Raw genomic sequence first — 21,398 nt, forward strand, 5'->3', positions numbered from 1 at the left:
AGGGTCGTCCTGGGCTTTCACGGGCGGGGGTGGAGGGGGACCGGGACGCGGGTCAGGTCGATGCCGAAGTGGGTGCGGTAGGCCGCCAGGACCTCGGCGTCGTCGGCCAGGGTCCGCTGGGTCCGTTCCCCGTGGGCGGTGACCGTCAGGACGCGGTCGCTGAGGGTGGTCCGGCCGGCCTCCGTCAGCAGCGAGCACACCGGCTTGCGGGTGAAGCCGGACGCGGGCGAGGTGCTGTGCCACCACGCGCCGGTCACGAAGTCGGACAGGACTCGGGGGCGCGTCTCCAGCCGGTACCGCGGCACGCCGTTCTGCAGGACGTCGAGATCCCCGTGGGGGCCGTCGACCGGCACCATCCGGAACACGCCGCCCGGATCCTTCTGCTCGTCGCGCTCGTCGAAGGCCAGCGGGAGGTGACTGTGGTCGCCGAAGCCCACGTCCACCAGCCATGGACGGCCGTCCTCGCACTCCACGCGCAGCGCCAGGTGGTCGTACGGGACGCCCGGCCCGCCGTCGGCCGAGTGCACCCGGGCCTGCAGCAGCTCCACCCGGTAGCCGAGGGACCGCAGCAGCAGTGCGAACACGCCGTTCAGCTCGTAACAGAAACCGCCGCGGCCGCCGTGCAGCAGCTTGTCGAGCAGCGCCTCCTCCTCCAACACGATCTCCTGGCCCAGGTGGATGGACAGGCTCTCGAAGGGAACGGTCCGCAGATGCCGCAGGTGCAGGTCGCGCAGGGCGTCCGCACTCGCCGACCCGGGCCGCTCCGCCCCGATCCGTAGCAGGTAGGCGTCAACGCGTGACGCGGAAAACTCTTCCATCCCGCCAGTCTCGCAACCTGCCCCCCGCCGCGGCCATACCCGGCCGGCACCGGAGCCCGGTAGGGCCCGGTCACCGTACCGGCATGTCCATGCCTTGGCGGGCCGGCGTCACGGCGTTCGCGTTCCGCATCCACCCGGCGCCGTGAGAAGCCCGGCACCTGGGCGACGGCGGCCCTGAGATTGTCGTAGCGGACCCTTCCGGTCGGCATCCCGCCCAGCACGTCGAGAGCGTGCACGTGGCCCTCGAAGAACGCCCCTGCCCCGCCGAGGCGAAGACTAGGTGCTGGTGCACGGCTTTCCCCGGGTACGAAATCCGGAACGCGAACAGGTGGCAGGTCACCAGTTCGCCGGCCGGCTTCACCGTGACGCCCCCGAAGTCGACCGTGATTAGGGTGTTCTCGTCGGGCAACTACAGGCGTTCTTGCAACTCGCGAACGAAGCCACACTCACCTGGTCCGGTGCCGGGTCTGCGTCTTCAACGCGCCGAAAACGAAACGGGCCGGTCGGGTACATCCGCCGGACTCCTGGAAGAAACCGCGGATTTTAGATCCTCGTCGGCATTCAGTCCGAAAGCGGAGTCGGGGTCATGTCGTACTCATCGACGTCCAGATACGCGCCAGTAGCGGCAAGAAAGGCGATCGTCTCACGGTCCAGCGCCCAGCCGAAGAGGTTGCGCTCGTCCTGCCCCTCCGGCTGCCCGGCCCCGTCCTGGTGTTCGTCGTCGTTGAAGTAGCGCACGACCTCCAGCCAGGCTGCGAGGCCAGGTTCTTCCTCGTCTCCCACACCGTTGAACTGCCTCATGAGCTCGGCTATGCGGTCGGTCTGCGGCCTGAGACGGCCCAAGACGTGCGCGATCTGTTCGTCCACGCACAGGCCCGGTTCCCTGCACACGACCTTCCAGATCTGGCGGAACGGATTCGCCGGGTCAACAGGGAGCCTACGCGGGTTGACCACCCTCGTCTCATCAGGCTCTATGCCCAGCGCATCAGTTATCTCCTGTGCGGTAATGCGTCGGCTGGACAGAGCGAAATAGACGTACTGGTGGAGAGGCATCCCCGAAGAGTACGCGTTCGCCCTTCGCCCTTCACCGGTCACTCTTCATCCTCCATCGCCTGCGCGAGTTGACCGATTGAGCGACACGTTCACCGGGCGCATGGCCCTTACCTCATGTTGAACGCCCATATCGAGACTATGTGTCATATCGCGGATGCATCTCCCGACGAAAGGCACGTCATGAAGTTCGCAGTCATCGGTGGCACCGGGCTGATCGGGTCGCAGGTCGTCAAGATTCTGAACGCCGCCGGTCACGAGGCGCTACCGCACTCGCAGTCCACCGGAGTCGACGTCATCAGTGGCCAGGGTCTGGACGAGGCGGTCGTGCGAGCCGACGTCGTCGTCAACCTGACGAACTCCCCGACCTTCGACGAAGCGTCTCCGGCCTTCTTCCAGACCTCGATGGACAACCTTCTGGCCGCGGCCCAGAAGGGCGGCGTCGGCCACTTCGTCATCCTCTCGATCGTCGGCGCGGACCAGGTGCCGGAGTTGGACTACTACAGGGCCAAGGTGCTCCAGGAGGACATCCTCGCGGCCGGGCCCATCCCCTACTCGATCGTCCGGGCAACGCAGTTCATGGAGTTCATGGACGCCGTCCTGTCCTGGACAGCCGACGGCGACACCGTCCGGTTGCCCGCCAGGCCGATCCAGCCGATCGCCTCCAAGGACGTGGCCGACGCGGTGGCGGAGGTTGCCGCGGGTGCCCCGCTGAATGGCATTCGCAACATCGCCGGCCCCGAGATATTCCCCTTGGACGAGCTGGGCCGGATCGCCCTGTCTCGCAAGGGCGACAACCGTACGGTCGTCACCGACCCCACCGCCGGCATGTTCGCCGTCGTCAAGGGCGACATCCTCACCGACATGGACGCTCATCTCGCTCCCACCCGCTTCACCGACTGGCTCTCGTGAACCCCTCGCGCTCTCCGGCTTCCCGGTCGGTCGGTCGGACCAGGACGATCAGGGCAGACGACGCCGCCCCGCCCCATGCCGGGGCGCTGTGGTTGGCCAAGTCCGCCAACTACAGCGGTTCTTACCGCCTTGGCGGGTTGATTCGGGTCGTTCGTACGAGCGGAAGGCCCGGGGGCCTGGGTCCGCTTCACCGACCACGCCCCGGACGGCCGCGTCCGCGTCGATTGGTGAGCTCGTCATCGAGACACCGTTCACCCTCACAGACCCCTCGGGTCACCAGGCCTTTCTGACGCCGACCACCGGCTCGTCCTTGGCGCCGATACTCGGCTTGTTCGCCAGGGTCGTCACTGACACCGAGGTCACCGGGCAAGGCGCCCTGTCCCTCGGCTTCGATGACGGCACTCGGCTCAGCGACGAGCCGGACCCCGACTACGAGTCGTGGAACCTCACCGGCTCGGGAATCGATCCCGTCCTGGTGGGCCCAGGCGGCGAGACCGACTGGCACCACTGACCACCACCGCAACCGACGGAGTTGCGGCACTCGACCTGTGTTGCGACGACCGCTGGAATCCGCCCTCGGGACCGGGGCGTCGCTGTGTCCGCCGGCTCAGCAGGCACGTCGACAGCTTGAGGAGCGACGGGGAGCGACAGAGGATCCATCGCCTCGCGGGGCGGGGGGCATAAGTGCCTCATGACCCTCATGTTGCTGTCCGTGCTTCCTGTGGTGCTCGCCCTCGTCCTGTTGGCGACAGCCGGCCATCAGCATCACGATGCCGGCGAACGCGCCGTCGTGGCGCTGGGTCTACTGGCTCGGACGCCGACGCCCGCAGGGGCCGGACCTGTTGGGTCCGGCCCCTGCGGGCGTGTGTGGGGCGTCAGTTCTTGACGGGCTCCATGCAGAGGACGAACTTGTCCGAGTCGAGCTGCTGCGCGAGAGCGACCTCAGCCACGTCCTTGCACTTGTCGATGTCGAAGGTGTTGTCGATGACCTTGACGACCTTGTAGAGGTCGGCCACCTTCTCGGTGCAGCCCTTGCTCTCGACCTTGGGGTCGTTCTCCGGGCCGGTGACGACGACGCAGTCGCCGGCCTCCGCGTGCACCGGAGTCTCGCCCGTCAGGTAGGGAAGGCCCAGGCGCCAGAACAGTACGACCGTGATCGCCACGACGACGCCGAGGATCTTCTTCCCCAGGGCGCCCTTCTTCTTCGCGGGCTCGGACGGCGTGACGGGGGCGCCGAACGTGCCGGGGGCGACGGGCTGCTCGGGGGTCTGCGGCGCGGGAGGCGTGGCCATGGAGGTTTCCTTCGGGATGCGTTGATCGAACGCGCGTACGTTACAGACTCCTGACCGCGCAAATCGGACTCTTTCCATTCGGATGCGGAGTCGTGATCCTGTCGACTCGTCAGGGCCCCGCCGCCCCGGCTTGCGGGCGGGGCCTCGGCCCCGAATACGTGTACCCGAACGTGCGCCGCGGTCGCGGCGGCGCACGGTTCGCCGGGACGGCGACGCTCGCCCTCGGGCCGCAGCCGGGAGCGGGTCAGGGGTCGGGCCGGGGGAGTGGCACATGCAGGCGCGACGCTGTCCGGGGGTGTGCGGGACCGTTTCGCCGGCACTCGTCGGGGCGAGGCGGGGCGAGGCGAGGCCGGGGCTGGGGTGTGGTGGTACGTCGGTGCTGGAGTGGGCGACGATCGAGAAGGCGGTGCAGACGGCGATCAGCGTGTACGCCGGTTCGGCCTGCGGGATACCGGCCTGGAGCACGAGCAGGTCGTAGTTCGGGAACGAGACGTGCATGCCGTCGGTGAACAGCACCGTACACAGAGCCGGCCAGTGCCCCGCCCAGCAGGAACCGCAGCGAGGTGGACATGACCGTGCGGGCGGCAAGCCCGGACAGCAGTACAGCGACCAGAAGCGCCACACCGAAGACGGCGACGAGCACCATGACGTGAGAATCCCCGATCCCGCGAAGAGAGCCATCCCCGTCGCCGACCAGGCTTCCCGGCACACCACGGCGGATTGCGCACGTTCCATGCGCCCCGTCGAGGGTTCCCTGACAGCAGTTCGACCCGCCGGACCTTGCCGGACTCCGGCATGAAGAAGCCCCAGCGCCAGGTCTATCGTGGGTGTCCGATCCAGGAAGGTACCGATGAACGGCAACCCCATCTACCACGCGATCGCCCTCGCGGCCGGCACGCTGCTCGTGCTGCCGCTCCCCTTGGCGCTGCTCGCCGGCTGGACGCCACGCGGCCTGCGAGGTCGACAACTGGCCGCCCGCCCCTACGCCTGGGCGGTCCTCTGCCTCTACGCACTCATGCCGCTCAACGCCGTTCCCCGAATGCTCGACGCGTCCGCGGATACCGTGATGGCCTGCACGGTCTTCGGCTTCTGTCTCATTGCGGCCGCTGTGGGCTGCTTCATCCAGGCCGAGCGCACGGCGCGGCGAGCCGCAACATCGCCGAGCGCGACCTGACGGTCGCGATGGTGGCCGCGGGCACGCCCACCACCTTGGCCGGCGTCGCCCTGTACGTCCTTTCCGGCCCGGCTTCCCGTTCCCGGTCGTCGGGCTCGCCCTGCTGATCACCGGTCCCGCGATGCTGGGGGCGGCTCGCAAGAGCACCTGACCACCCCGAGGTGAAGCCGAGCGGAGCGCGGTGAGCGGGCTCGTCCACACCTGGCGCGAGGTGTGCACGAGCCGCATAACCCCGCACCCCCCCGGGTCCGTCCCGCGTGCACGCCTTTTCGTGCGCCGCGGACCCAGGCGGGTGAGCGGGCCACTTCCGCGCCACCGGAACGCGTGCCGCTCGACCGGTCACCCCTGCTTGGCGGAAATCCACGCGGCCGCCGCTCGCGTGCCGTCGTGGTTGAGGCCGCCCTCGCTCAGCTCACCCAACTCACCGGGAACGGGACGCACCGTCCGGACGGTGCGATCGTCGCGATCAGCGTCAACCCCGACCTCGGCACCGAAGTGCCCACCCTGCTGCCCGACTACGCGGACGACGTCGAGGGGTCCGGGTCGTCTACTACGTGACCGCCCCGCCCACGAAGGGCTCCTGCGGTCCACGCGACGGCGTGCCGAGTGCCGGTGAGGCCGCAGCCTCCCCGGGCTCGTGGTCCGATCGCTTCCGGCGCAGGCACATTCAGCTCGTCCAGCGCGGGGGCGTAGTGCACCACCGCCTGCTGGGGTTCGGTGATCACGGGACCACCGTCAGCACGATCTTGCCTTGGATATGGCCCTTCGCGGCCCGTGTGTGTGCGCTGCCCGCCTCGGGCAGCGGGTAGGTGCTGTCCACCCCGACCTGGAGCTTGCCCTGATCGAACAGGCGCCCGATCTCGGCGAGCTGGGGGCCGTTGGAACGTACTTGGATGTTCGAGACCGTGATGCCCAGACGCGCCGTCTCTTGCGGGTCGTACCGGGCGAAGAACACCGGAAGCATGGTGCCTCCGTGCTTGAGCACGGTCAGGAAGCGTGAGCTGTCCGGGCCGCCGACGGTGTCGATCACCAGGTCGACGCCGCTGACCACGTCCGTGGCCCGCGTCGTGGTGTAGTCGATGAACTCGTCGGCGCCGAGCTTGCGCAGGAACTGCTCGTGCCGGCCCGAGGCCACCGCCACGACATGCGCCCCCTTCCACTTCGCCAGCTGCACCGCGAAGTGGCCCACTCCACCGGCGGCCCCGTTGACCAGCACGGTCATCCCCGGCGTGATCGGTACCGGCCGGTGCACCTGGCCGGTGAAAGGGGACGGCACGTCGTGGCCGAGGTCGATCAGGTACTGCCAGGCCGTGAGCACGGCCATCGGCGCCCCGGCCGCCTGTACGTGGTCGATACCGGCCGGCTTGTGAGCCAGGTCCGAGGCCGGCGCGACCACGTACTCGGCGTAGGTCCTGCCGTCGAATCCGGGAAATCGCAGCATGCCGAAGACCTCGTCACCGACGGCGAACTCCCGCACGTCGGGAGCGACCGCCTGGATCACGCCCGACATGTCCGTTCCGGGGATCAAGGGGAACTCCAGCGCCGGCCTCATCTCGGCCGGCATGACCTTCAGCCCCTCACGCAGGTACCAGTCCGGCGGGTTGATGCCCGCCGCGTGCACCCGGACGAGCACCTCGCCCGGGCCGATCTCGGGAACCGGCACCTCGTCATACCGCAGAACTTCCGGTCCGCCCGCTTCGTGGAACTGAATGGCCTTCATCGCGCCTGTCGCTTTCTCGGGGAAACGTTGCTCCCTCAGTCAAGGCCCATGACGGCACGACCGTCCAAGACCGGTTCGGCAACCTGATCATTCCGAAACGGCATGACGCGTACGCTGCGAGGGTGAACGATCTCGGACAGGACCTGGAACTGCGGCTGGTGCGCTACTTCACCGTGGTGGCGGCGCACCAGCACTTCGGCCGGGCCGCCGCCGACCTGCACGTGGCCCAGCCGGCGCTCAGCCGCCAGATCCAACGGCTCGAGAAGTATCTCGGCGCACGCCTGCTGGACCGCGTTCCCCAGGGCACCCGGCTCACCCCGGCCGGCCAGAGGTTCCTCCCCCGGGCCCAAGCCCTGCTGCAGGCCGCCCGCCAGGCCGAGCTGACCGTGCGTGAACCACACCGGACCGAACGCATCGCCATCGGGTACGTCGAAGACCTGGTGATCACTGCCGCCGTACGGGAACTGCGCCACCGTTACCCGGATGCCGAGATCACCACCCGGTACCTGAGCTGTCGCGACGTCGGCGCGCTCACCGACAAGCACGTCGACGCCCTGATCGCGCGGGCCCCGCTGCCGCTCGCCGCCGACGACGTGCTCACCACCCCGCTGTACCAGGAGCCCCGGATGCTCGTGGTCCCGCGTGGCCATCGACTGGCCGACCGGGCGTCGGTGACCGCGGAAGAACTGGCGGGCGAGGAGGCGACGCCGTGCGCGTTCGAGACCACGGACTGGACCTCCTACCGGATCCTCGGGGCCGGCGTCCGACCGATCGAGAGCTACGAGGACAAGCTCGAACTCGTCGCGAGTGGCAGGGCGATCGCCGTGCTACCGGTCGGCGATCGGCGTAGCTCACTGCGTCCCGACCTCGTCACCGTCCCGATCGAGGGCGCTCCCCCCAGCCAGGTCGTCCTGGTCAGTCGCAAGGGGGACCCGAACCCGATGATCAGGAAGCTCCGCCTGGCGGCCGAGGCCGTCATGACCGCCCCGGAAGTCTGACCGGGACCGGCCGAACCGGTCGGCGCTGAACTGCGCCAAGAGGTGAGGCGCGCTGTGTTCGTCGGGCCGGCGCTTCGAGACCGACCACTACGTCTGGCCCGGACGGTGCGTCGGTCGGTGTCCGTGTGCCGTGTCCGTGTCCGTGTCCATGACGACGCGTGCGTCACCGCCTTCGTCCAGAAGACCAACGGTCCCTACTCCCGAGGGCGGCTGCTCCGAGTCGACCGGCGGTCACTGACCGACCGTCGGCCGGGTCCGGGCCACCCCGACGTCAGGCATGCGCAACCCGTTCCGACGCCCCGGCGTCCCACAGCACGACAGACGACTTCGATCACCGGGGAGAGCACGTGGCGGACAAGGACCGGGAAAAGTGGATGGCGCGTTTCCAGGTACGGCTGGCCATGCAGCCGGGCGTGGACCGGGCAGTTGTGCTCCGGGCGGTCAAGGAGGTCACGGCCCACTGCGCGGAGACGGGAGAGCACCCGCAGACCGCCTTCGGTGATCCGGACGCCCACGCCGTGCAGGCCGCCGCACGCCTGGTACCGGCGGACCGGGCGGCGCGCACGAAGCGGCACAACGCCGTGGCGGACGCGCTCGGATCCGCACTCAAGAAGGCCGGGGACATCGCCGGTCTGTGACCGGTCCGAGCGGCTTCCGTCGGCGGCGACCGGGCCGCAGCTCGCGACGTCCTCGGCGATCAGGTGCGGTGACGCGACGACCGTCGCACGGCAACGGTCGTGCCGGGGCCGGTGGCCGGCCCGAAATGGGGGCCGGCCACCCCTGCACGCCGTCGTCGTCTCCCGGGCCGTCGTGTTCGGCACGGCTCGTGACAGCCCGCGCGCCCTGGTGCGGCAGTGGCCGTACGTTCTCGGCTCCGGCGGCGCGCGTCGCGTGGCGGGCCGCCGTAGCGCTCAGCCGGACACGAACCCCCGGATGAGCCGGCAATGGTGAGGACGCGTCACTGTTTGCCGCTGTGACACGATTCCTCCCAGTACCCCCGCCACGTTCCGCGCCGCCGCCGCGGCGGCCCTGTGGCGTGGGCCCGGCCACACCATCCATCGAGACGGAAGAGAACACCACCGCATGGCGCGCCATCAGCAGGCCTACCCGACCGAGGACTCCGGTCACATATTCCAGCCGCGGAGCGGCGGACGCCTGCGGGACCGCGGCCGCCGGATCCTCGCCGTCACCGCCACCGCGGTTCTTCTCCTCGCCGGCGCCACCGCCTGCAGCGACAGCACGACGAGCACGCCCGCCAAGAGCAGTAGCGCGCCGAAGGAACCGTTCGCCCCGGCGCAGCTCGCCCCGGTGTGGAAGTCTCCGCGCGTCGAGGGTGACTCGCTGCGCACGCCGTACATGGCCGCTTGGCGGACGCCAGGCGCCTACTATGTGGGCCGCGGGACCGGGGTGGAGATCCTGGACCCTGCCACCGGGAAGAAGCTGGGCACCGTCGTGCCGCCCGAACCGGACATGACGCCCTGCGGTATGACGGAGAGCCTCACCGCCGACGGCCTGGGTGCGATCGCGTGGATCAAGGGCGACCCGGAGGCCTTGAGGGCTGCCTGTGACCGCATCTCGCTGATCGACACCCGCAACGGCAACAAGATCGCCTGGACCAAGCAGATCTCCGGCGCCCCCCTGAACGGCAAGCCGCTGACGAACGACACCACCCGGCTCGCCTTCCTCACCGGCGATGTCCTCGCCGTCATGACCCCGAACACGGTCGTCGGGCTGCGTCTCGACGGCGCTGAAGCATGGACGTGGCGCAACATCGGGGTCGGGCTCGACAAGTACGTCCTCAACTGGGACATGACCGCCCACCAGGACCGGATCATGGTCATGATCGGCATCGAGGGCGGCCCTGAGCTGTGGAGGTACTGGGTATCCACCCTCGATGCCTCGGGCAAGGAGCTGTCCAAGGAGCCCGTCCCCATGCCGGTGCCCGCCAAGGGCGGCGTCAGTCTGGTCGGGGCCGCCCCCATGACCGCGATCGTCGAGCCCTACAGCTTCGACAAGGTCACCAAGCCGGAGCTCGTCACCTTCACCCGGGACGGCAGTGTGGCCCGGCGCATTCCGCTCGCCTCCGACGCGGGCGAGATCCGGCTGAACCGGAGCCGGCGCCTCGGCGGGGCGAAGCGCTTCGACATCGCCTTCAGTGGCTCCACGGCCTACCTCGTCGCGGGCAACCCCGCCAGCAGCACGGCTCCCGTTCAGATCGTCGCCCTCGACCTGGAGAGCGGCGCCACGCGATGGACCGAGGCGGTCGACACCGTCACCACCCCCCGTTTCCTCGGAGTCGACAAGGACACCGTGTACGTGCTGGCAGGGAAGACCTCCCAGGACATGCCCGTCTACGCCTATGCGGCGAAGGACGGCACCCGGACCCAGATCAGTACCGTGAAGGCAACCGACAGCCTGCTGTCCATGGATAACCTGATCATCGACTACACCACAGGAAGTCTTGCCCTGACCGAACCCGGGCAAGGGCCGACCGGAACCATCATGTTCCGCCCCACCCCCTGACAGACGCTCGCCGACGGCCGCTCTCGTCGTTCACCGGTGCGCGTCGCTTCGGTGTGTGAGGAGCTGCCGGAAGGCGTAGAGGTTCTTCGTACCCCCCTTACGGTGTCGATCACGCTGCGGACCGGACGGGATCAGTGGATCAATCGCGCTGCCATACCTTGGCGACGCCCTCCAGGTAGTCGTCCTGACCGTCCTGGATGTCGGTGACCTGCAGGACGAGCAACAGGTCGGAGGAGACCCGGACGCAGATCAGGTCGTCGATGCCCCAGTCGGCGTCCTCCACCGACGTTCCGTAGTCGGAGCTCCGCTCGTCCGCGAGGCAGTCGCTGTTCAGTTCGGCATCCCCGGACTTGATGAGCAGGATGTCGTCCCCGGCGAGGTTCCAGTCGGCGTGCAGGTCGAGATCGAAGCCGTCCCCCAGCGGCGCCTGTGTGAGGTCGGTCGCGTCGATGCCGTGGCCGGTGGGCAGTTGGATCTCCGCCTCATCCGACATGGACCACCCGTCGAGCGGGTCGGAGCTCTCCGACGTCGGATCCGTCGGACCGTCGCCGCTGTCGCCGCTGTCGCCGCTGTCGTCCTGGGAGACGTAGCGCTCGGCCGCGTCCTTCCCGTTCTGCACGGCCGTGTACGCGAGGGCCCCGATCGTCGCGGCCACCACCACGGCGGCGGCCGCGACGAAGGGTGCCGTACGGAGCCGGGCGCGAGCCCCGGCCGGGCGCGGGCCGTACCCGGGCGGGGTGGCCGGGTACGCCCCGGCCGCCACCGCGGGATCTACCCGCGTCGGCGCGTACCGCGGGGGCTCGGTGGCCGTCAGCGACGGGTCGGAGTCCGCCTCCAGCGCCGAGGAGGCGCGTGCGAGCAGGCTGTGCGCGACCGGGGCCGGCAGCCAGTCGGAACCGATCGGCCGGGCGTCGTCCGCCTCGGCCGCGACTTCCGTGAACAGGGCTTCCAGGGTGGGCCGTGCGGCGGGGTCCTTGGCGAGGCAGCGCCGTACGAGGTCTCGCGCGGGCCCGGAGAGGTTCTCCAGCCGCGGTTCGGAGTGCACGACCCGATAGAGCAGCGCGGGGGTGGCGCCGGTCCCGAAGGGGCTCTCACCGCTCAGGGTGAAGGCCAGCACCGCCCCGAAGGAGAACACGTCGGAAGCGGTCCCGACCGTGCCCCCGGAGGCCTGCTCGGGCGACATGAAGCCGGGGGAGCCGACGGTCATACCGGTGCGGGTCAACGCGCTCGCCTCGGTGGCCCGTGAGATCCCGAAGTCGATCACCCGGGGCCCGTCGGGGCCCAGCAGGACGTTGGACGGTTTCAGGTCACGGTGCACCAACCCGGCGGCGTGCACGGCCGCCAAGGCCGCCGCCAGGCCGCGGGCCAGGGCGAGCGCCGAGGCTTCGGGGAACGGCCCGTGCTCGGCCACGGCCTCGGCGAGCGACATCCCGGGTACGAAGACCGTGCTCAGCCACGGTGTCGGATCGTCCACACCGGCGGCGAGGACCTGTGCGGTGTATCGCCCGTCCACCGCCCGTGCGGCGGCGACCTCGCGGGCGAACCGGCGTCGGAACTCCGGATCCCGGGCCAGTTCGGGATGGACCACTTTGACGGCCACGCTGCGTCCGCCGGGCGTGCGGGCCAGGTACACCCGGCCCATGCCTCCGCTGCCGAGTCGTGCGACGACGTGGTAGGGCCCGACCCGCACGGGGTCACCCGGTATCAATGCGTCCACTCGGCCCCCCCGCATCGCGCCTGGTACGGCCGAATTCTAGTGGCCTGAATCATGGTCATGCAGGCGTTCCACGGCGTTCGCATACGTTCCGAGGCGTGCGCGGACGTTGCTCAGATCGGCGACCGACGTGGCTCCACGTGACCCCTGACCATGCGACATGTCTCAGGCCAGGCCCCAGGACCAGGTCCCGTCGGCGGTGACGAGGCAGCCGAGAACGGCCAGGTCGGCCAGACCCAGGGCGATGCCCAGGCGGGCCCGGCCGGGCCTGGTCGTGCGCCGCCGCAGGGCGAAGGCGCCGAGGACGACGGCGGTCGGGCCGAGGATCAGGTTCATCACGAGCAGCCCCACCAGGCCGAGGACGAACCCGGTGACGGCCATCGCGTCGGCGTCACGGGTGGGGGCCGGGGGTCGGGCTCCGGTACGGGCCCGGGCGGCCCGGGTGTCGGTTCCGGTCAGCGGGCTCATCGCAGACCTCCGTGTCCGTGGTCGAGGTGTCCGTGGTCGAGGCGTGCGGCCCCGCGGTGGCCCGAGAAGCGCTCGCGTACGGCGAAGACGGCGAGCCAGAGCGCGATGGCCAGACCGGCGACCATGCTGACGGGCGCGGGGACGTGGGCCACGGCGCCGATGACGACGCCGAGCACCAGCAACGCACCTACGAGGAAGAGCATGAGACGTCCTTCCATTCAGGTAACAGTTGTTCACTGACTACCCAGTTCAGTTGTCCTCATGCTGGCGGCGCGCAACTGTGACGCGGTTGACTTCGCGTCATGAGTCCGCACACCGGCTTTCGTGAGACCCAGCGCCGCCGCACCCGACGCGCCCTGCTCGACGCGGCCTTGGCGGAATTGACGGACCGCAGCCTCGGCAGCCTCGGCCTCAGAGAGGTGACCCGGGCCGCCGGAGTGGCCCCCACCGCCTTCTACCGGCACTTCCGGGGCATGGACGAGCTGGGGACCGCCTTGGTCGAGGAGGCGCTGGCCAGCCTGCACGGGACGGTGCGGGACATCCTCGCCGCGACCGGCGACGCCGCGCGGCGCGGCGACGCCGTGGTGCGACTCGTCGCCGAACTCGTGCGCGACCGGCCCGCGCACGTCCGCTTCCTGGTCCGCGAGCGCCACGGCGGGGTGCCGGCGGTGCGCGAGGCCATCGCCGGGCAACTCGACGTGCTCGCCGACGAGGTGGGCGCCGCGCTCGCGGCCGATCCCGTGAGCGAGGGCTGGGACGCCGACGACGTGACGATGCTGTCGCGGCTGCTGGTGGACCACATGTTCATGACGGCCTCGGCGTTCCTGGCCGCCTCGCTCCGGGGCGAGGACTGGTCGGCCGCCACCGGCACGGCACGCGCCCAGCTCCGCCTGATCCATCTCGGACGCGTGAACTGGCCCGGCTGACCCAGGCGTCGGTCTCGGTCTCGGCCTCGGCGTCGGCGTCGGCGTCGGCCTCGGCGTTGCACCGCTCCGCCGCCGGGGCCCCGCACGTGCCGCTGCCCCGCCCCCCGCCCGCGTCAGAGATCGGCGCTCGGGCGGCGGCTCAACCGGCCCGGCCACCAGGCCGCCGGACCGATGTCCAGGACCAGGGCGGGAACCAGGAGCGAGCGCACGATCAGGGTGTCCATCAGGACGCCGAAGGCCACGATGAAAGCGATCTGCACGAGGAACGCCAGCGGGATGACGCTCAGCGCGGCGAACGTGGCGGCGAGGACCCCCCCCGCGGAGGTGATCACCCCGCCGGTGGCCGTCAGCCCCCGGGTCACCCCCTCCCGGACGCCGTGCCGCAGCGACTCCTCGCGCACCCGCGACATGAGGAAGATGTTGTAGTCCACGCCCAACGCGACGAGGAAGACGAACCCGTACAGGGGGACGGACGAATCCGTGCCGCTGAACCCGAACACGTACTGGAAGACGAGGGCGGACACGCCCAGGGTGGCGAAGAAGTTGAGGGCCACCGTCGACACCAGCAGCAGCGGCATCACCAGGGAGCGCAGCAGGGCCACCAGGATGACGAGGATGATGGCCAGCACCACCGGGACGATGACCTCGCGGTCGCGCTCGGCGGTCCGCTGCGTGTCGTAGGCCTGCGCGGTGTAGCCGCCCACGAGGGCCTGCGCGCCGGGTACCTGATGGACCGCTTCGCGCAGCCGGACCACCGTCTCCTTCGCCGCCGCGCTGTCCGCGGGGTCCTTCAGGATCACGTCGATCCGTACCCGGCCGCCCTGCTCGCCCCGCACGGCGGCCGAGTCCACGCCCCGCGTGGCTTCGGCCCGTTCGCGTACGAGTGCCTGCCGGTCGGCGGCGGCGATCACGACGGCCGGATTGCCGGCCCCTCCCGGGAAGTGCCGGCCGAGTACCTTCTGCGCCGTCACCGAAGGGGCCTCGTTGACGAAGATCTCGTCCAGCGGAACACCGCCCGAGTGCAGCGTGGGCGCGAAGGCGGCGCACGCGAGCAGGCCCGCCAGGGCCACGGCCCACACCCGCCGGGGAGCGCCGCCGACCAGGGCGGCGATCCGGCTCCAGATCCCTGCCGAGCCGTTCCCGACCGTCACGTGCGCCGGCCAGTAGGCCTTGCGTCCCAGCAGCACCAGCGCGGCCGGCAGGAAGGTGAGGGCGCTCGCCACCGCGCAGACGATCCCGATCGCCCCGACGGGCCCCAGCGCCCGGTTGTTGGTGAGGTCGCTGAGGAACAGGGCGAGCAGACCCAGGGCCACGGTGCCGGCGCTGGCCACGATCGGCCCCCAGGACCGGCGCAGGGCGGCGCCCATCGCGGAGTACCGGTCCTCGGTGTGCCCCAGTTCCTCACGGAAGCGGGCGGTCAGCAGCAGGGCGTAGTCGGTGGCCGCGCCGATGACGAGGATCGAGAGGATCCCCTGGACCTGCCCGTCGACCCGGACCAGCCCCGCGCTCGCCAGGGCGTATACGATCGCGCAGGCCAGCGAGAGGGCGAACACCGCCCCGACGATGATCAACAACGGGAGGAGGACGCTGCGGTAGACGAGCAGCAGGATGACGAGGACGGCCGCCAGCGCCACACCGAGCAGCAGTCCGTCGATCCCGGCGAAGGCCTCCGACAGGTCGGCCCGGGTGGCAGCGGGCCCCGTCACGTGGAACGCGGTGGCCGCGACACGGGCGCCGGCCTCCCGGATCTCGGCGACCGCCGCGGGGAGCTCGTCGCCCGACGCGGGGTCCAGGGGGACCACGGCCTGCAGCGCCCTGCCGTCGCGCGACGGCAGGACGGGGGAGGCCGATCCGGCGATCCAGGGCCGGCCCTCCAGCGTGGCCAGCGCGGCTCGCGCGGAGGCGGCCTGGGCCGGGGTCACCTTCGCGGCGCCGTCGGCCGTCCAGATCACCACGGCCGGCAGCGACTCCTCCTGCCGGAAGGCGCCCTGGGCCTGGGCGACCTTGGTGGATTCGGCACTGCGGGGGAGGAAGGCCGCCTGGTCGTTGGTGGAGACCTCGCCGAGCTTCCCCGCGTAGGAGCCGAGGCTTCCTCCGACGCCCAGCCAGACCACGAGGAGCAGGACGGGCACCAGCCACCGGGCCGGTCGGGGCGAGGCGCGCATGATGCTCCTGAGTCAGGTGGGGGTGGACGGCCTACGGGCTCGATGGTCCAGAGTGACCACGGGTGAACCCGTAAGGCGGCCGGACACGCCCCGGAGACAGGGGGCTCACCCTCCCCGCGGCGGGGCGCGGAGGCAACGTGCAGCGTTTCTGCATCACTTGCCGCCGCCGGCGGAACGGGTGCGGTCGAACCGGTTTCGAGTACCTCGGGCCGGCCTGCCTGAGCGGCCGAAACCTGGGCAGACGGCGGGGTGGGACGGAAGGAGGTCCACGATGCCCGGAATCCGCACATGGCCCGGCCGCGTGAAAGCCGGCGCCGCCGCATTCGGCGAGCGCCGTGCGCAGGCGCTCCGCGAGGCCGAACTGTCGGCCGAACGGGAGCGCGCGGCCGAAGCACACCGGAGGCGTCCGCGTGACCCGGACCCCGCCCGGGCGGTGCCCTGGGGGATACGGGTCGCGGCCGAGGCCGGCTGGCGGTTCCTGGTGCTCGCCGCCGCCCTGTGGGTGGTCATGAGGGTCATCGGCTCCGTCCGGCTCGTCGCCCTCGCCTTCGTCGCCGCGCTGCTCATCACGGCCCTGCTGGAGCCGACGGTCGCCCGCCTGCACCGCGTCGGGCTCTCCCGGGGGCTCGCCACCGCCGTCACCGCGCTCTTCGGGTTCGTCGTGCTGGGACTGATCGGCTGGTTCGTCGTCTGGCAGGTGCTGGACAACCTCGACAATCTTTCCGGGCGACTCCAGGAAGGCATCGAGGAACTGAAACGATGGCTCCTCGACAGCCCCTTCCACGTGACCGAGCAGCAGATCAACGACGTGGCCGGGCGCCTGAGCGATGCCATCGGTACCAGCACCAGCGAGATCACCTCGACCGGGCTCCAAGGCGTCACCGTCCTCTTGGAGATCCTGACCGGGATGCTGCTGGCGATGTTCTCGACGCTCTTCCTGCTGTACGACGGCAGGCGCATCTGGCGCTGGACGCTCAAGCTGGTGCCCGCCGCTGCCCGGCCCGATGTGGCCGACGCGGGACCGGCCGCCTGGCGGACCCTGACCGCCTACGTCCGCGGGACCGTGATCGTCGCCTTCATCGACGCCCTGTTCATCGGTCTCGGCATCTACTTCCTGGGCGTGCCGCTCGCCGTCCCCATCGCCGTGGTGATCTTCCTGGCCTCGTTCGTGCCCCTCGTCGGCGCCGTCGCGTCCGGGGCGCTCGCCGTGGTCGTCGCGCTGGTCACCCAGGGGGTGTTCACCGCACTGATGACCCTGCTGGTGGTGCTCGTCGTCCAGCAGATCGAAGGCCATGTGCTGCAGCCGTTCATCCTCGGGCGGGCCGTACGGGTCCATCCCCTCGCGGTGGTCCTGTCCGTCGCGGCCGGCGGCGTGCTGGCCGGCATCGGGGGAGCGGTCGTCGCCGTCCCCCTGGTCGCCGTGGCCAACACGGTGATCGGACACCTGCGCGCCCACGCCGGAGACGACGAGAGCCCGGCGCCGGCCACCGCGGAGACCGAGGAGGAGCCGGCGGATCCGCCGCCGACGACCCACCAGGATCCCGCCTGACATCCTGCAACCCGGGTGCTCGGGCACCCGGGCACCGGGACACCTTGGCCTGCGGGTTCAGCAGCCGGGATGAACCTGCGCCGCCGACGACGTGGCGCACCCGGTCGCGGCCCCGCCGCGGGGCAGGGTGGCCGGTATGGACGCGGATGCGGTGATCTTCGAGTTGTACGGGCTGAGGCCGGCGGACTTCATCGGAGCCCGCGACGCCTACGTGGCCCGGGCCCGCGGGGAGAAGGACACCGCGGCCGTGGCCGCGATCGGCGGACTGCGCAGGCCGACCCTGGCCGTGTGGGCCGTGAACCTGCTGGCTCGTAGCCGCCCCGACCTGGCCGAGGCCCTGCTGCGCCTCGGTACGGAACTGCGCCGTGCGCACCGGGAGCTCGACGGCGAAGGGATGCGGGCTCTGTCGCACCAGCAGCACCAGGTGATCGGTGCGCTGTCCGGGGAGGCCGCCCAACTGGCGGCCGGGGCGGGGGAGCGGCTACGGGAGACGGCGCTGCGCGAGGTCGGAGAGATCTTCCACGGCTTGCTGGGCGACGAGGACGCCGCTCGCCTGTGGGTGGCCGGCCGGCTGGCGAAGCCGCCGCCCGTGACGGTGGGTTTCGACGGCCTGGAACCGGCCCCCGGAGCCGTGCCCCCGCCCGACACCCCCGTACGCCCTCCCGCGACGGCGCCCGTACCCGCCCCCGCGGTGGCCGATCCGGTCCGGCCGGCGGCCGGCCAGGAGACCGCGCGGGCCAGGCGGGCCGCCGAGAAGCGCCGTGCCCGGACGGTGGCCGCCCGGGAACGCGCCGCCGAAGCAGCGGCGGCACTGCGGCGCACCGAGCAGCGCCTGGCCGAGGCCGCGGCCGACCGGGACCGGGCCGAGGGCGAGGCGGCCGACCTGCGCGAGGAACTCTCCACCGTGCGGCAGCGGGTCGAGACGGCCCGACGGGAGGTCCAGGAGTCGAAGCAGGCGTATCGGAGGGCCGAGCGGGCTCACGCGGAAGCCGGCCGGGCCGCGGAGAAGGCCGCACGCGGACTGGAAGAACCGGGCCGGAGCGAAGACTGATACGACATCGGCCGATCGCTGACCCGCGTCGGCGGTGTCACACGGCGACGGCGACGCAGACGTGGACGCGCTTCCCGCCCGCGGAGGTGGGCATGATGCTGAACTCGCGGGCGATGCGGCGGACGAGGATCAGGCCCCAGCCCCCGCTGCCGTTGAGGTGAGGGGGGCGTGTCACGGGCGGTACCGAGCTGGTGTCGGTGACGTCGATGTCGAGCAGCCCCTCGTGCAGGGCGAGGTCGAGGCTGCACGGGCCGTCGGTGTGCCGGACGGCATTGGTGACGAGTTCGGTCACGATCAGCGCGGCGGCGTCCGCCGAGGCCGGGAGTACCGGATGCTCCAGATCGCAGGCGCCGTGCAGGAACCAGTAGGTCGCGTCGCGGGCACGGCCTGCGGCACTGGCGTCGTAGGGCAGATCGAGGTGCCATCGAGGCTGAGGCTGAGGCTGAGGGTCATGGTTCGAGGGAGTCATCACAGGCTCCGGGTGGCGTGTTCTGTCCGTACCCCTTCAAGAGCGCCTGCGGTACCGGCGGGCCTACGGAGTGCGCGCCGGGCCCCTACCTGCGGGGTCCGGCGCGCAGCGGCCGCGTCGACGCTCGGGTGGCTCGCCCGCCGACAACATCCTGGGCCGTCGGCCTCAGGTGTTGAGGAGCCGGTCGAAGAAGGATCGGTACTGCTGGAGTGCCAGCCGCAGCTCCTCCGTGGCGACCTGTTCACCCTGGTCCCACTGACCTTGCAGCCCCTGCTTGCGCGAGGAGAAGGTTCGGGCGAGCGTCTGCATCACCTCGGCCACCAAGGCGTCCGCCGACTTGACCGCTTCCTGCGGGTCGTCCACGAATCGGCTCTGGATCTCGCGCCACGTCCTGCGGTAGCCCTCCGCCTCCTCGTCGGCCACGAGCGGTTCGTCCGCCGCCGAGGGCTGCTCGCTCTGGTACCGGGTCGCTTCCTGCTCCGTGGCGGCATCGTCGTCGCCCCGGGTGTCCGCCGTCGCCTCACCCGGGTAGGTGGGCACCTGCCGCTCATCGTCGAGCCGGGGGTCGGGCTCGGGAGACGCCGCCTGGGGGTTGGCGATGTCCTCCGTGGTCAGCTCGGTGCCGACAGCTCGGTCGTCTTTCCTGTCCAACGGGTTCCGCATGGTCACCGGCTCCTCTGGTCGTCGAGCAACTCCCCGAAGAGCGCGCGGTAGTGCACCATCGCTCCGCGGAGTTCCTCCGTCGTCGTCTGGCCCGTACCGCTGCGCTCCTTGACGTCGTGCGCGGCGCGGTAGTGCTCCAAGGTCCGTCCGTGTTCCACCGAGAGGTCGCGCACCTGGCGATTGAATCCCTCCGTGGGGTACCCGCGCTCGCGCATCAGTCGCGTGACGAGTTCGTCGGCCTCGCCGACGGAGCCCTCCGGCCGGTCCACGAATCGCTCCTGGACGTTGCTCCACTCCCGTGCGTACTGCTGACGCCGCTCCGAGGGGAGTTCCTTGAGCTCGAATCCGGCGTGGCGCTCCTCGCGGGCCCGAAGGTCACGCTCCGCGGCCATGCGGCCGCCCTCGGCTTCGACCGTGCGGTCGTACTCGGGCCCGAACCTCTGCTGCAGGTGGCGCCGGCGGGACATCGTCCACAGCCCGACGCCGAGTGCGATGACCACGACCGCCGCGATGACGATCACGGTGATGAGCACGCTGTTCGACATGGCTCGCCTCCATCCGGGCCTGATCGGCCTCTGCCACGCGGCTGCCCGCAGTGGCACCGGTCAAACGCGGGCCCGGCCTGCTCGGTCCCGCCGGGGTACTCGGTCCCGCCGGGGTGCGGCTCTCCGTCGCAGCCTCTGTCGGCCCGAACCGCACCCCGTGCTCCGGCGGCTACCCGGCGGACGCGCGATCATGTTCCGTGCCCGTGCCCGTGCCCGCCCGTGCACCCCGCTTGCTCCGCCCGGGTGCCGCGGCCAAAAGGTCGACCCGGGCGCCGGGAAGGTTCGGCGCCCGGGTCGACGGGGCGGGTGGGTCGAAGAGGGGTGGTGGGTCAGTGGCTGGTCAGGTACCCGCCCATGGTGGTGAAGTAGTCCGTGGCGGGCATCTCTTCGCCGTCCTCGGTGCGTACCCGGGTGATGGCGAGGCCGTGATTGCGCCCGGTGCGGGCGTCGGCTCCGGCCACGATCACGACGCCCTCGCCCTCGCGGTAGAAGACACGGCCGGGTGTGCCCCCGTAACGGCCCTCCGAGACGACGGCGGCCAGTACCTCCAGACGCTTGCCGCGGTGGAAGGTGAAGGCGGCCGGGTAGGGGGCCGACTGGGCGCGGACGAGTCGCTGGAGGTCCTCGGCCGGCCAGTTCCAGTCGATGCGGATGTCCTCGGCCGACCGCTTGTGGAAGAAGCTGGCCTGAGACCGGTCCTGGTGGGTGAAGTCGGTCTCGCCGGCCGCGATCCGGCCCAGGGCGCCCACGGTGACCGGCGCGATCAGGTCGACCGTCTTGTGGAACAGGTCGGTGGCGGTGTCCGTCGGGCCGACCGGTACGGCGCGCTGGACCACGATGTTGCCCGCGTCGAGCTCGTCGTTCATGAGGTGGGCGGTGACGCCCACCTCGGGCTCGTTGTTGATCAGCGCCCAGATCAGCGGCGAGAAGCCGGCGTACTTCGGCAGCAGTGAGTCGTGGACGTTGAGGGTGCCGTGGCGGGGCAGGTCGAAGATGCGCGGGGGGATCCATGTGCGCCAGTTGTTCGCCACGATGATGTCCGGTTCCGCCTCCTTGAGCCGGGTGAACAGCTCTTCGTCGTCAGGGCGGTTGCGGATGAGCACCGGGACGCCGTGGGCGTCGGCGAGATCGGCGACGGAGTCGCTCCAGATCTTCTCGTAGGCGTGCTCGCTCTTCGGGTGCGTCACGACCAGGACGACATCGTGTTCGGACTCCAGCAGGGCCTGCAGGGTGCGGTGCCCCCACGTCTGATAGCCGAACATGACGACCCGCATGGGGTTCCTCCTTGGAGCGGCGACAGATTCAAATCGAGTAAAGCAAGCCTTACCTAACTGTGCAACATGCCCTCGTTTGACGAGAGT

The 21,398-nt window shown here is 70.7% G+C and carries 22 protein-coding genes and 1 pseudogene; 10 read left to right on the top strand and 13 right to left on the bottom strand.

The genetic code is table 11. The features are described from left to right. Window positions 1-17: 17 nt before the first annotated feature. Window positions 18-818 (bottom strand): arylamine N-acetyltransferase family protein, encoded by an 801-nt coding sequence (locus BCL76_RS37110; protein ID WP_109783917.1) that lies wholly within the window; start codon window positions 816-818, stop codon window positions 18-20. Between the two features lie 561 nt (window positions 819-1,379). Continuing rightward, the gene (locus BCL76_RS37120; protein ID WP_109783918.1) at window positions 1,380-1,871 is read right to left on the bottom strand and encodes a DUF4279 domain-containing protein; all 492 of its coding nucleotides are present in this window, start codon (window positions 1,869-1,871) and stop codon (window positions 1,380-1,382) included. A gap of 180 nt (window positions 1,872-2,051) precedes the next feature. Here BCL76_RS37120 and BCL76_RS37125 point away from each other — a divergent pair, with 180 nt between their 5' ends. Beyond that, window positions 2,052-2,780: an SDR family oxidoreductase gene (locus BCL76_RS37125; RefSeq protein ID WP_109783919.1), complete on the top strand. Its 729-nt coding sequence runs from the start codon at window positions 2,052-2,054 to the stop codon at window positions 2,778-2,780. Between the two features lie 88 nt (window positions 2,781-2,868). Then, on the top strand, window positions 2,869-3,291 hold the full coding sequence (locus BCL76_RS40210) for a DUF6188 family protein (protein WP_258310138.1): 423 nt from the start codon (window positions 2,869-2,871) through the stop codon (window positions 3,289-3,291). Between the two features lie 364 nt (window positions 3,292-3,655). Here the strand turns inward: BCL76_RS40210 and BCL76_RS37135 are convergent, their stop codons facing one another. Then, the gene (locus BCL76_RS37135; RefSeq protein WP_109783951.1) at window positions 3,656-4,072 is read right to left on the bottom strand and encodes an LppU/SCO3897 family protein; all 417 of its coding nucleotides are present in this window, start codon (window positions 4,070-4,072) and stop codon (window positions 3,656-3,658) included. 480 nt (window positions 4,073-4,552) lie between these two features. Beyond that, a pseudogene (locus tag BCL76_RS40215) lies at window positions 4,553-4,718 on the bottom strand (cation:proton antiporter); the annotation flags it as partial. Between the two features lie 204 nt (window positions 4,719-4,922). Here BCL76_RS40215 and BCL76_RS37145 point away from each other — a divergent pair. Together BCL76_RS37145 and BCL76_RS37150 are read left to right on the top strand one after the other, a co-directional pair. After that, window positions 4,923-5,246 carry a hypothetical protein gene (locus BCL76_RS37145; RefSeq protein WP_109783920.1) on the top strand — a complete coding sequence of 108 codons (324 nt, stop codon included), beginning with the start codon at window positions 4,923-4,925 and terminating at the stop codon, window positions 5,244-5,246. A gap of 387 nt (window positions 5,247-5,633) precedes the next feature. After that, the gene (locus BCL76_RS37150; protein ID WP_258310139.1) at window positions 5,634-5,804 is read left to right on the top strand and encodes a hypothetical protein; all 171 of its coding nucleotides are present in this window, start codon (window positions 5,634-5,636) and stop codon (window positions 5,802-5,804) included. A gap of 163 nt (window positions 5,805-5,967) precedes the next feature. Here the strand turns inward: BCL76_RS37150 and BCL76_RS37155 are convergent, their stop codons facing one another. After that, window positions 5,968-6,966, bottom strand: a complete 999-nt coding sequence (locus BCL76_RS37155) for an NADP-dependent oxidoreductase (RefSeq protein WP_109783921.1) — start codon at window positions 6,964-6,966, stop codon at window positions 5,968-5,970. 122 nt (window positions 6,967-7,088) lie between these two features. On the opposite strand from BCL76_RS37155, the gene BCL76_RS37160 reads away from it, so the two are divergent. The 3 genes from BCL76_RS37160 (at window position 7,089) to BCL76_RS37170 (ending at window position 10,487) form a co-directional block, all read left to right on the top strand. After that, window positions 7,089-7,964, top strand: a complete 876-nt coding sequence (locus tag BCL76_RS37160; protein WP_109783922.1) for a LysR family transcriptional regulator — start codon at window positions 7,089-7,091, stop codon at window positions 7,962-7,964. Between the two features lie 374 nt (window positions 7,965-8,338). Beyond that, on the top strand, window positions 8,339-8,602 hold the full coding sequence (locus tag BCL76_RS37165; protein WP_109783952.1) for a hypothetical protein: 264 nt from the start codon (window positions 8,339-8,341) through the stop codon (window positions 8,600-8,602). A gap of 445 nt (window positions 8,603-9,047) precedes the next feature. Further along, complete coding sequence (locus tag BCL76_RS37170; RefSeq protein WP_109783923.1) at window positions 9,048-10,487, top strand: hypothetical protein; 1,440 nt, start codon at window positions 9,048-9,050, stop codon at window positions 10,485-10,487. A 139-nt stretch (window positions 10,488-10,626) separates the two neighbouring features. Here the strand turns inward: BCL76_RS37170 and BCL76_RS40430 are convergent, their stop codons facing one another. The 3 genes from BCL76_RS40430 to BCL76_RS37185 form a co-directional block, all read right to left on the bottom strand. Beyond that, complete coding sequence (locus tag BCL76_RS40430) at window positions 10,627-12,204, bottom strand: serine/threonine protein kinase (RefSeq protein WP_309136885.1); 1,578 nt, start codon at window positions 12,202-12,204, stop codon at window positions 10,627-10,629. Window positions 12,205-12,366: 162 nt separating this feature from the next. Further along, on the bottom strand, window positions 12,367-12,669 hold the full coding sequence (locus BCL76_RS37180; protein WP_109783925.1) for a DUF4190 domain-containing protein: 303 nt from the start codon (window positions 12,667-12,669) through the stop codon (window positions 12,367-12,369). After that, window positions 12,666-12,887 carry a hypothetical protein gene (locus BCL76_RS37185; protein ID WP_375138011.1) on the bottom strand — a complete coding sequence of 74 codons (222 nt, stop codon included), beginning with the start codon at window positions 12,885-12,887 and terminating at the stop codon, window positions 12,666-12,668. Before BCL76_RS37185 ends, BCL76_RS37180 begins: the two co-directional genes overlap by 4 nt. An 84-nt stretch (window positions 12,888-12,971) precedes the next feature. Here BCL76_RS37185 and BCL76_RS37190 point away from each other — a divergent pair, with 84 nt between their 5' ends. After that, window positions 12,972-13,595: a TetR family transcriptional regulator gene (locus tag BCL76_RS37190; protein ID WP_109783927.1), complete on the top strand. Its 624-nt coding sequence runs from the start codon at window positions 12,972-12,974 to the stop codon at window positions 13,593-13,595. Window positions 13,596-13,708: 113 nt separating this feature from the next. Here the strand turns inward: BCL76_RS37190 and BCL76_RS37195 are convergent, their stop codons facing one another. Beyond that, window positions 13,709-15,760 (bottom strand): MMPL family transporter, encoded by a 2,052-nt coding sequence (locus BCL76_RS37195; RefSeq protein WP_109783928.1) that lies wholly within the window; start codon window positions 15,758-15,760, stop codon window positions 13,709-13,711. 271 nt (window positions 15,761-16,031) lie between these two features. Here BCL76_RS37195 and BCL76_RS37200 point away from each other — a divergent pair, with 271 nt between their 5' ends. Then, window positions 16,032-17,309, top strand: a complete 1,278-nt coding sequence (locus BCL76_RS37200; protein ID WP_109783929.1) for an AI-2E family transporter — start codon at window positions 16,032-16,034, stop codon at window positions 17,307-17,309. Between the two features lie 136 nt (window positions 17,310-17,445). Further along, complete coding sequence (locus BCL76_RS37205; RefSeq protein WP_109783930.1) at window positions 17,446-18,360, top strand: hypothetical protein; 915 nt, start codon at window positions 17,446-17,448, stop codon at window positions 18,358-18,360. Between the two features lie 37 nt (window positions 18,361-18,397). Here the strand turns inward: BCL76_RS37205 and BCL76_RS37210 are convergent, their stop codons facing one another. The 4 genes from BCL76_RS37210 to BCL76_RS37225 form a co-directional block, all read right to left on the bottom strand. Next, complete coding sequence (locus tag BCL76_RS37210; RefSeq protein WP_109783931.1) at window positions 18,398-18,829, bottom strand: ATP-binding protein; 432 nt, start codon at window positions 18,827-18,829, stop codon at window positions 18,398-18,400. A gap of 165 nt (window positions 18,830-18,994) precedes the next feature. Then, a complete protein-coding gene (locus BCL76_RS37215) occupies window positions 18,995-19,492 on the bottom strand; it encodes a hypothetical protein (protein WP_109783932.1) in 498 nt (165 codons plus the stop codon). 2 nt (window positions 19,493-19,494) lie between these two features. Continuing rightward, on the bottom strand, window positions 19,495-20,037 hold the full coding sequence (locus BCL76_RS37220) for a hypothetical protein (protein ID WP_109783933.1): 543 nt from the start codon (window positions 20,035-20,037) through the stop codon (window positions 19,495-19,497). A gap of 329 nt (window positions 20,038-20,366) precedes the next feature. Then, window positions 20,367-21,311 carry a methionyl-tRNA formyltransferase gene (locus tag BCL76_RS37225; RefSeq protein ID WP_109783934.1) on the bottom strand — a complete coding sequence of 315 codons (945 nt, stop codon included), beginning with the start codon at window positions 21,309-21,311 and terminating at the stop codon, window positions 20,367-20,369. Window positions 21,312-21,398: the final 87 nt, after the last annotated feature.

Origin of the sequence: Streptomyces sp. CG 926 (assembly GCF_003148825.1) — a bacterium.
GTDB lineage: Bacteria > Actinomycetota > Actinomycetes > Streptomycetales > Streptomycetaceae > Streptomyces.

Bases quoted from the DNA above. Each gene is read 5' to 3' on its own strand.
- BCL76_RS37145 (WP_109783920.1), top strand. From the start codon at position 4,923: ATGAACGGCAACCCCATCTACCACGCGATCGCCCTCGCGGCCGGCACG.
- BCL76_RS37220 (WP_109783933.1), bottom strand. From the start codon at position 20,037: ATGTCGAACAGCGTGCTCATCACCGTGATCGTCATCGCGGCGGTCGTG.
- BCL76_RS37120 (WP_109783918.1), bottom strand. From the start codon at position 1,871: ATGCCTCTCCACCAGTACGTCTATTTCGCTCTGTCCAGCCGACGCATT.
- BCL76_RS37190 (WP_109783927.1), top strand. From the start codon at position 12,972: ATGAGTCCGCACACCGGCTTTCGTGAGACCCAGCGCCGCCGCACCCGA.
- BCL76_RS37200 (WP_109783929.1), top strand. From the start codon at position 16,032: ATGCCCGGAATCCGCACATGGCCCGGCCGCGTGAAAGCCGGCGCCGCC.
- BCL76_RS37180 (WP_109783925.1), bottom strand. From the start codon at position 12,669: ATGAGCCCGCTGACCGGAACCGACACCCGGGCCGCCCGGGCCCGTACC.
- BCL76_RS37205 (WP_109783930.1), top strand. From the start codon at position 17,446: ATGGACGCGGATGCGGTGATCTTCGAGTTGTACGGGCTGAGGCCGGCG.
- BCL76_RS37225 (WP_109783934.1), bottom strand. From the start codon at position 21,311: ATGCGGGTCGTCATGTTCGGCTATCAGACGTGGGGGCACCGCACCCTG.
- BCL76_RS37165 (WP_109783952.1), top strand. From the start codon at position 8,339: ATGGCGCGTTTCCAGGTACGGCTGGCCATGCAGCCGGGCGTGGACCGG.
- BCL76_RS37185 (WP_375138011.1), bottom strand. From the start codon at position 12,887: ATGGAAGGACGTCTCATGCTCTTCCTCGTAGGTGCGTTGCTGGTGCTC.
- BCL76_RS37135 (WP_109783951.1), bottom strand. From the start codon at position 4,072: ATGGCCACGCCTCCCGCGCCGCAGACCCCCGAGCAGCCCGTCGCCCCC.
- BCL76_RS37195 (WP_109783928.1), bottom strand. From the start codon at position 15,760: ATGCGCGCCTCGCCCCGACCGGCCCGGTGGCTGGTGCCCGTCCTGCTC.
- BCL76_RS37210 (WP_109783931.1), bottom strand. From the start codon at position 18,829: ATGACTCCCTCGAACCATGACCCTCAGCCTCAGCCTCAGCCTCGATGG.
- BCL76_RS37170 (WP_109783923.1), top strand. From the start codon at position 9,048: ATGGCGCGCCATCAGCAGGCCTACCCGACCGAGGACTCCGGTCACATA.
- BCL76_RS37155 (WP_109783921.1), bottom strand. From the start codon at position 6,966: ATGAAGGCCATTCAGTTCCACGAAGCGGGCGGACCGGAAGTTCTGCGG.
- BCL76_RS37110 (WP_109783917.1), bottom strand. From the start codon at position 818: ATGGAAGAGTTTTCCGCGTCACGCGTTGACGCCTACCTGCTACGGATC.
- BCL76_RS37215 (WP_109783932.1), bottom strand. From the start codon at position 19,492: ATGCGGAACCCGTTGGACAGGAAAGACGACCGAGCTGTCGGCACCGAG.
- BCL76_RS37125 (WP_109783919.1), top strand. From the start codon at position 2,052: ATGAAGTTCGCAGTCATCGGTGGCACCGGGCTGATCGGGTCGCAGGTC.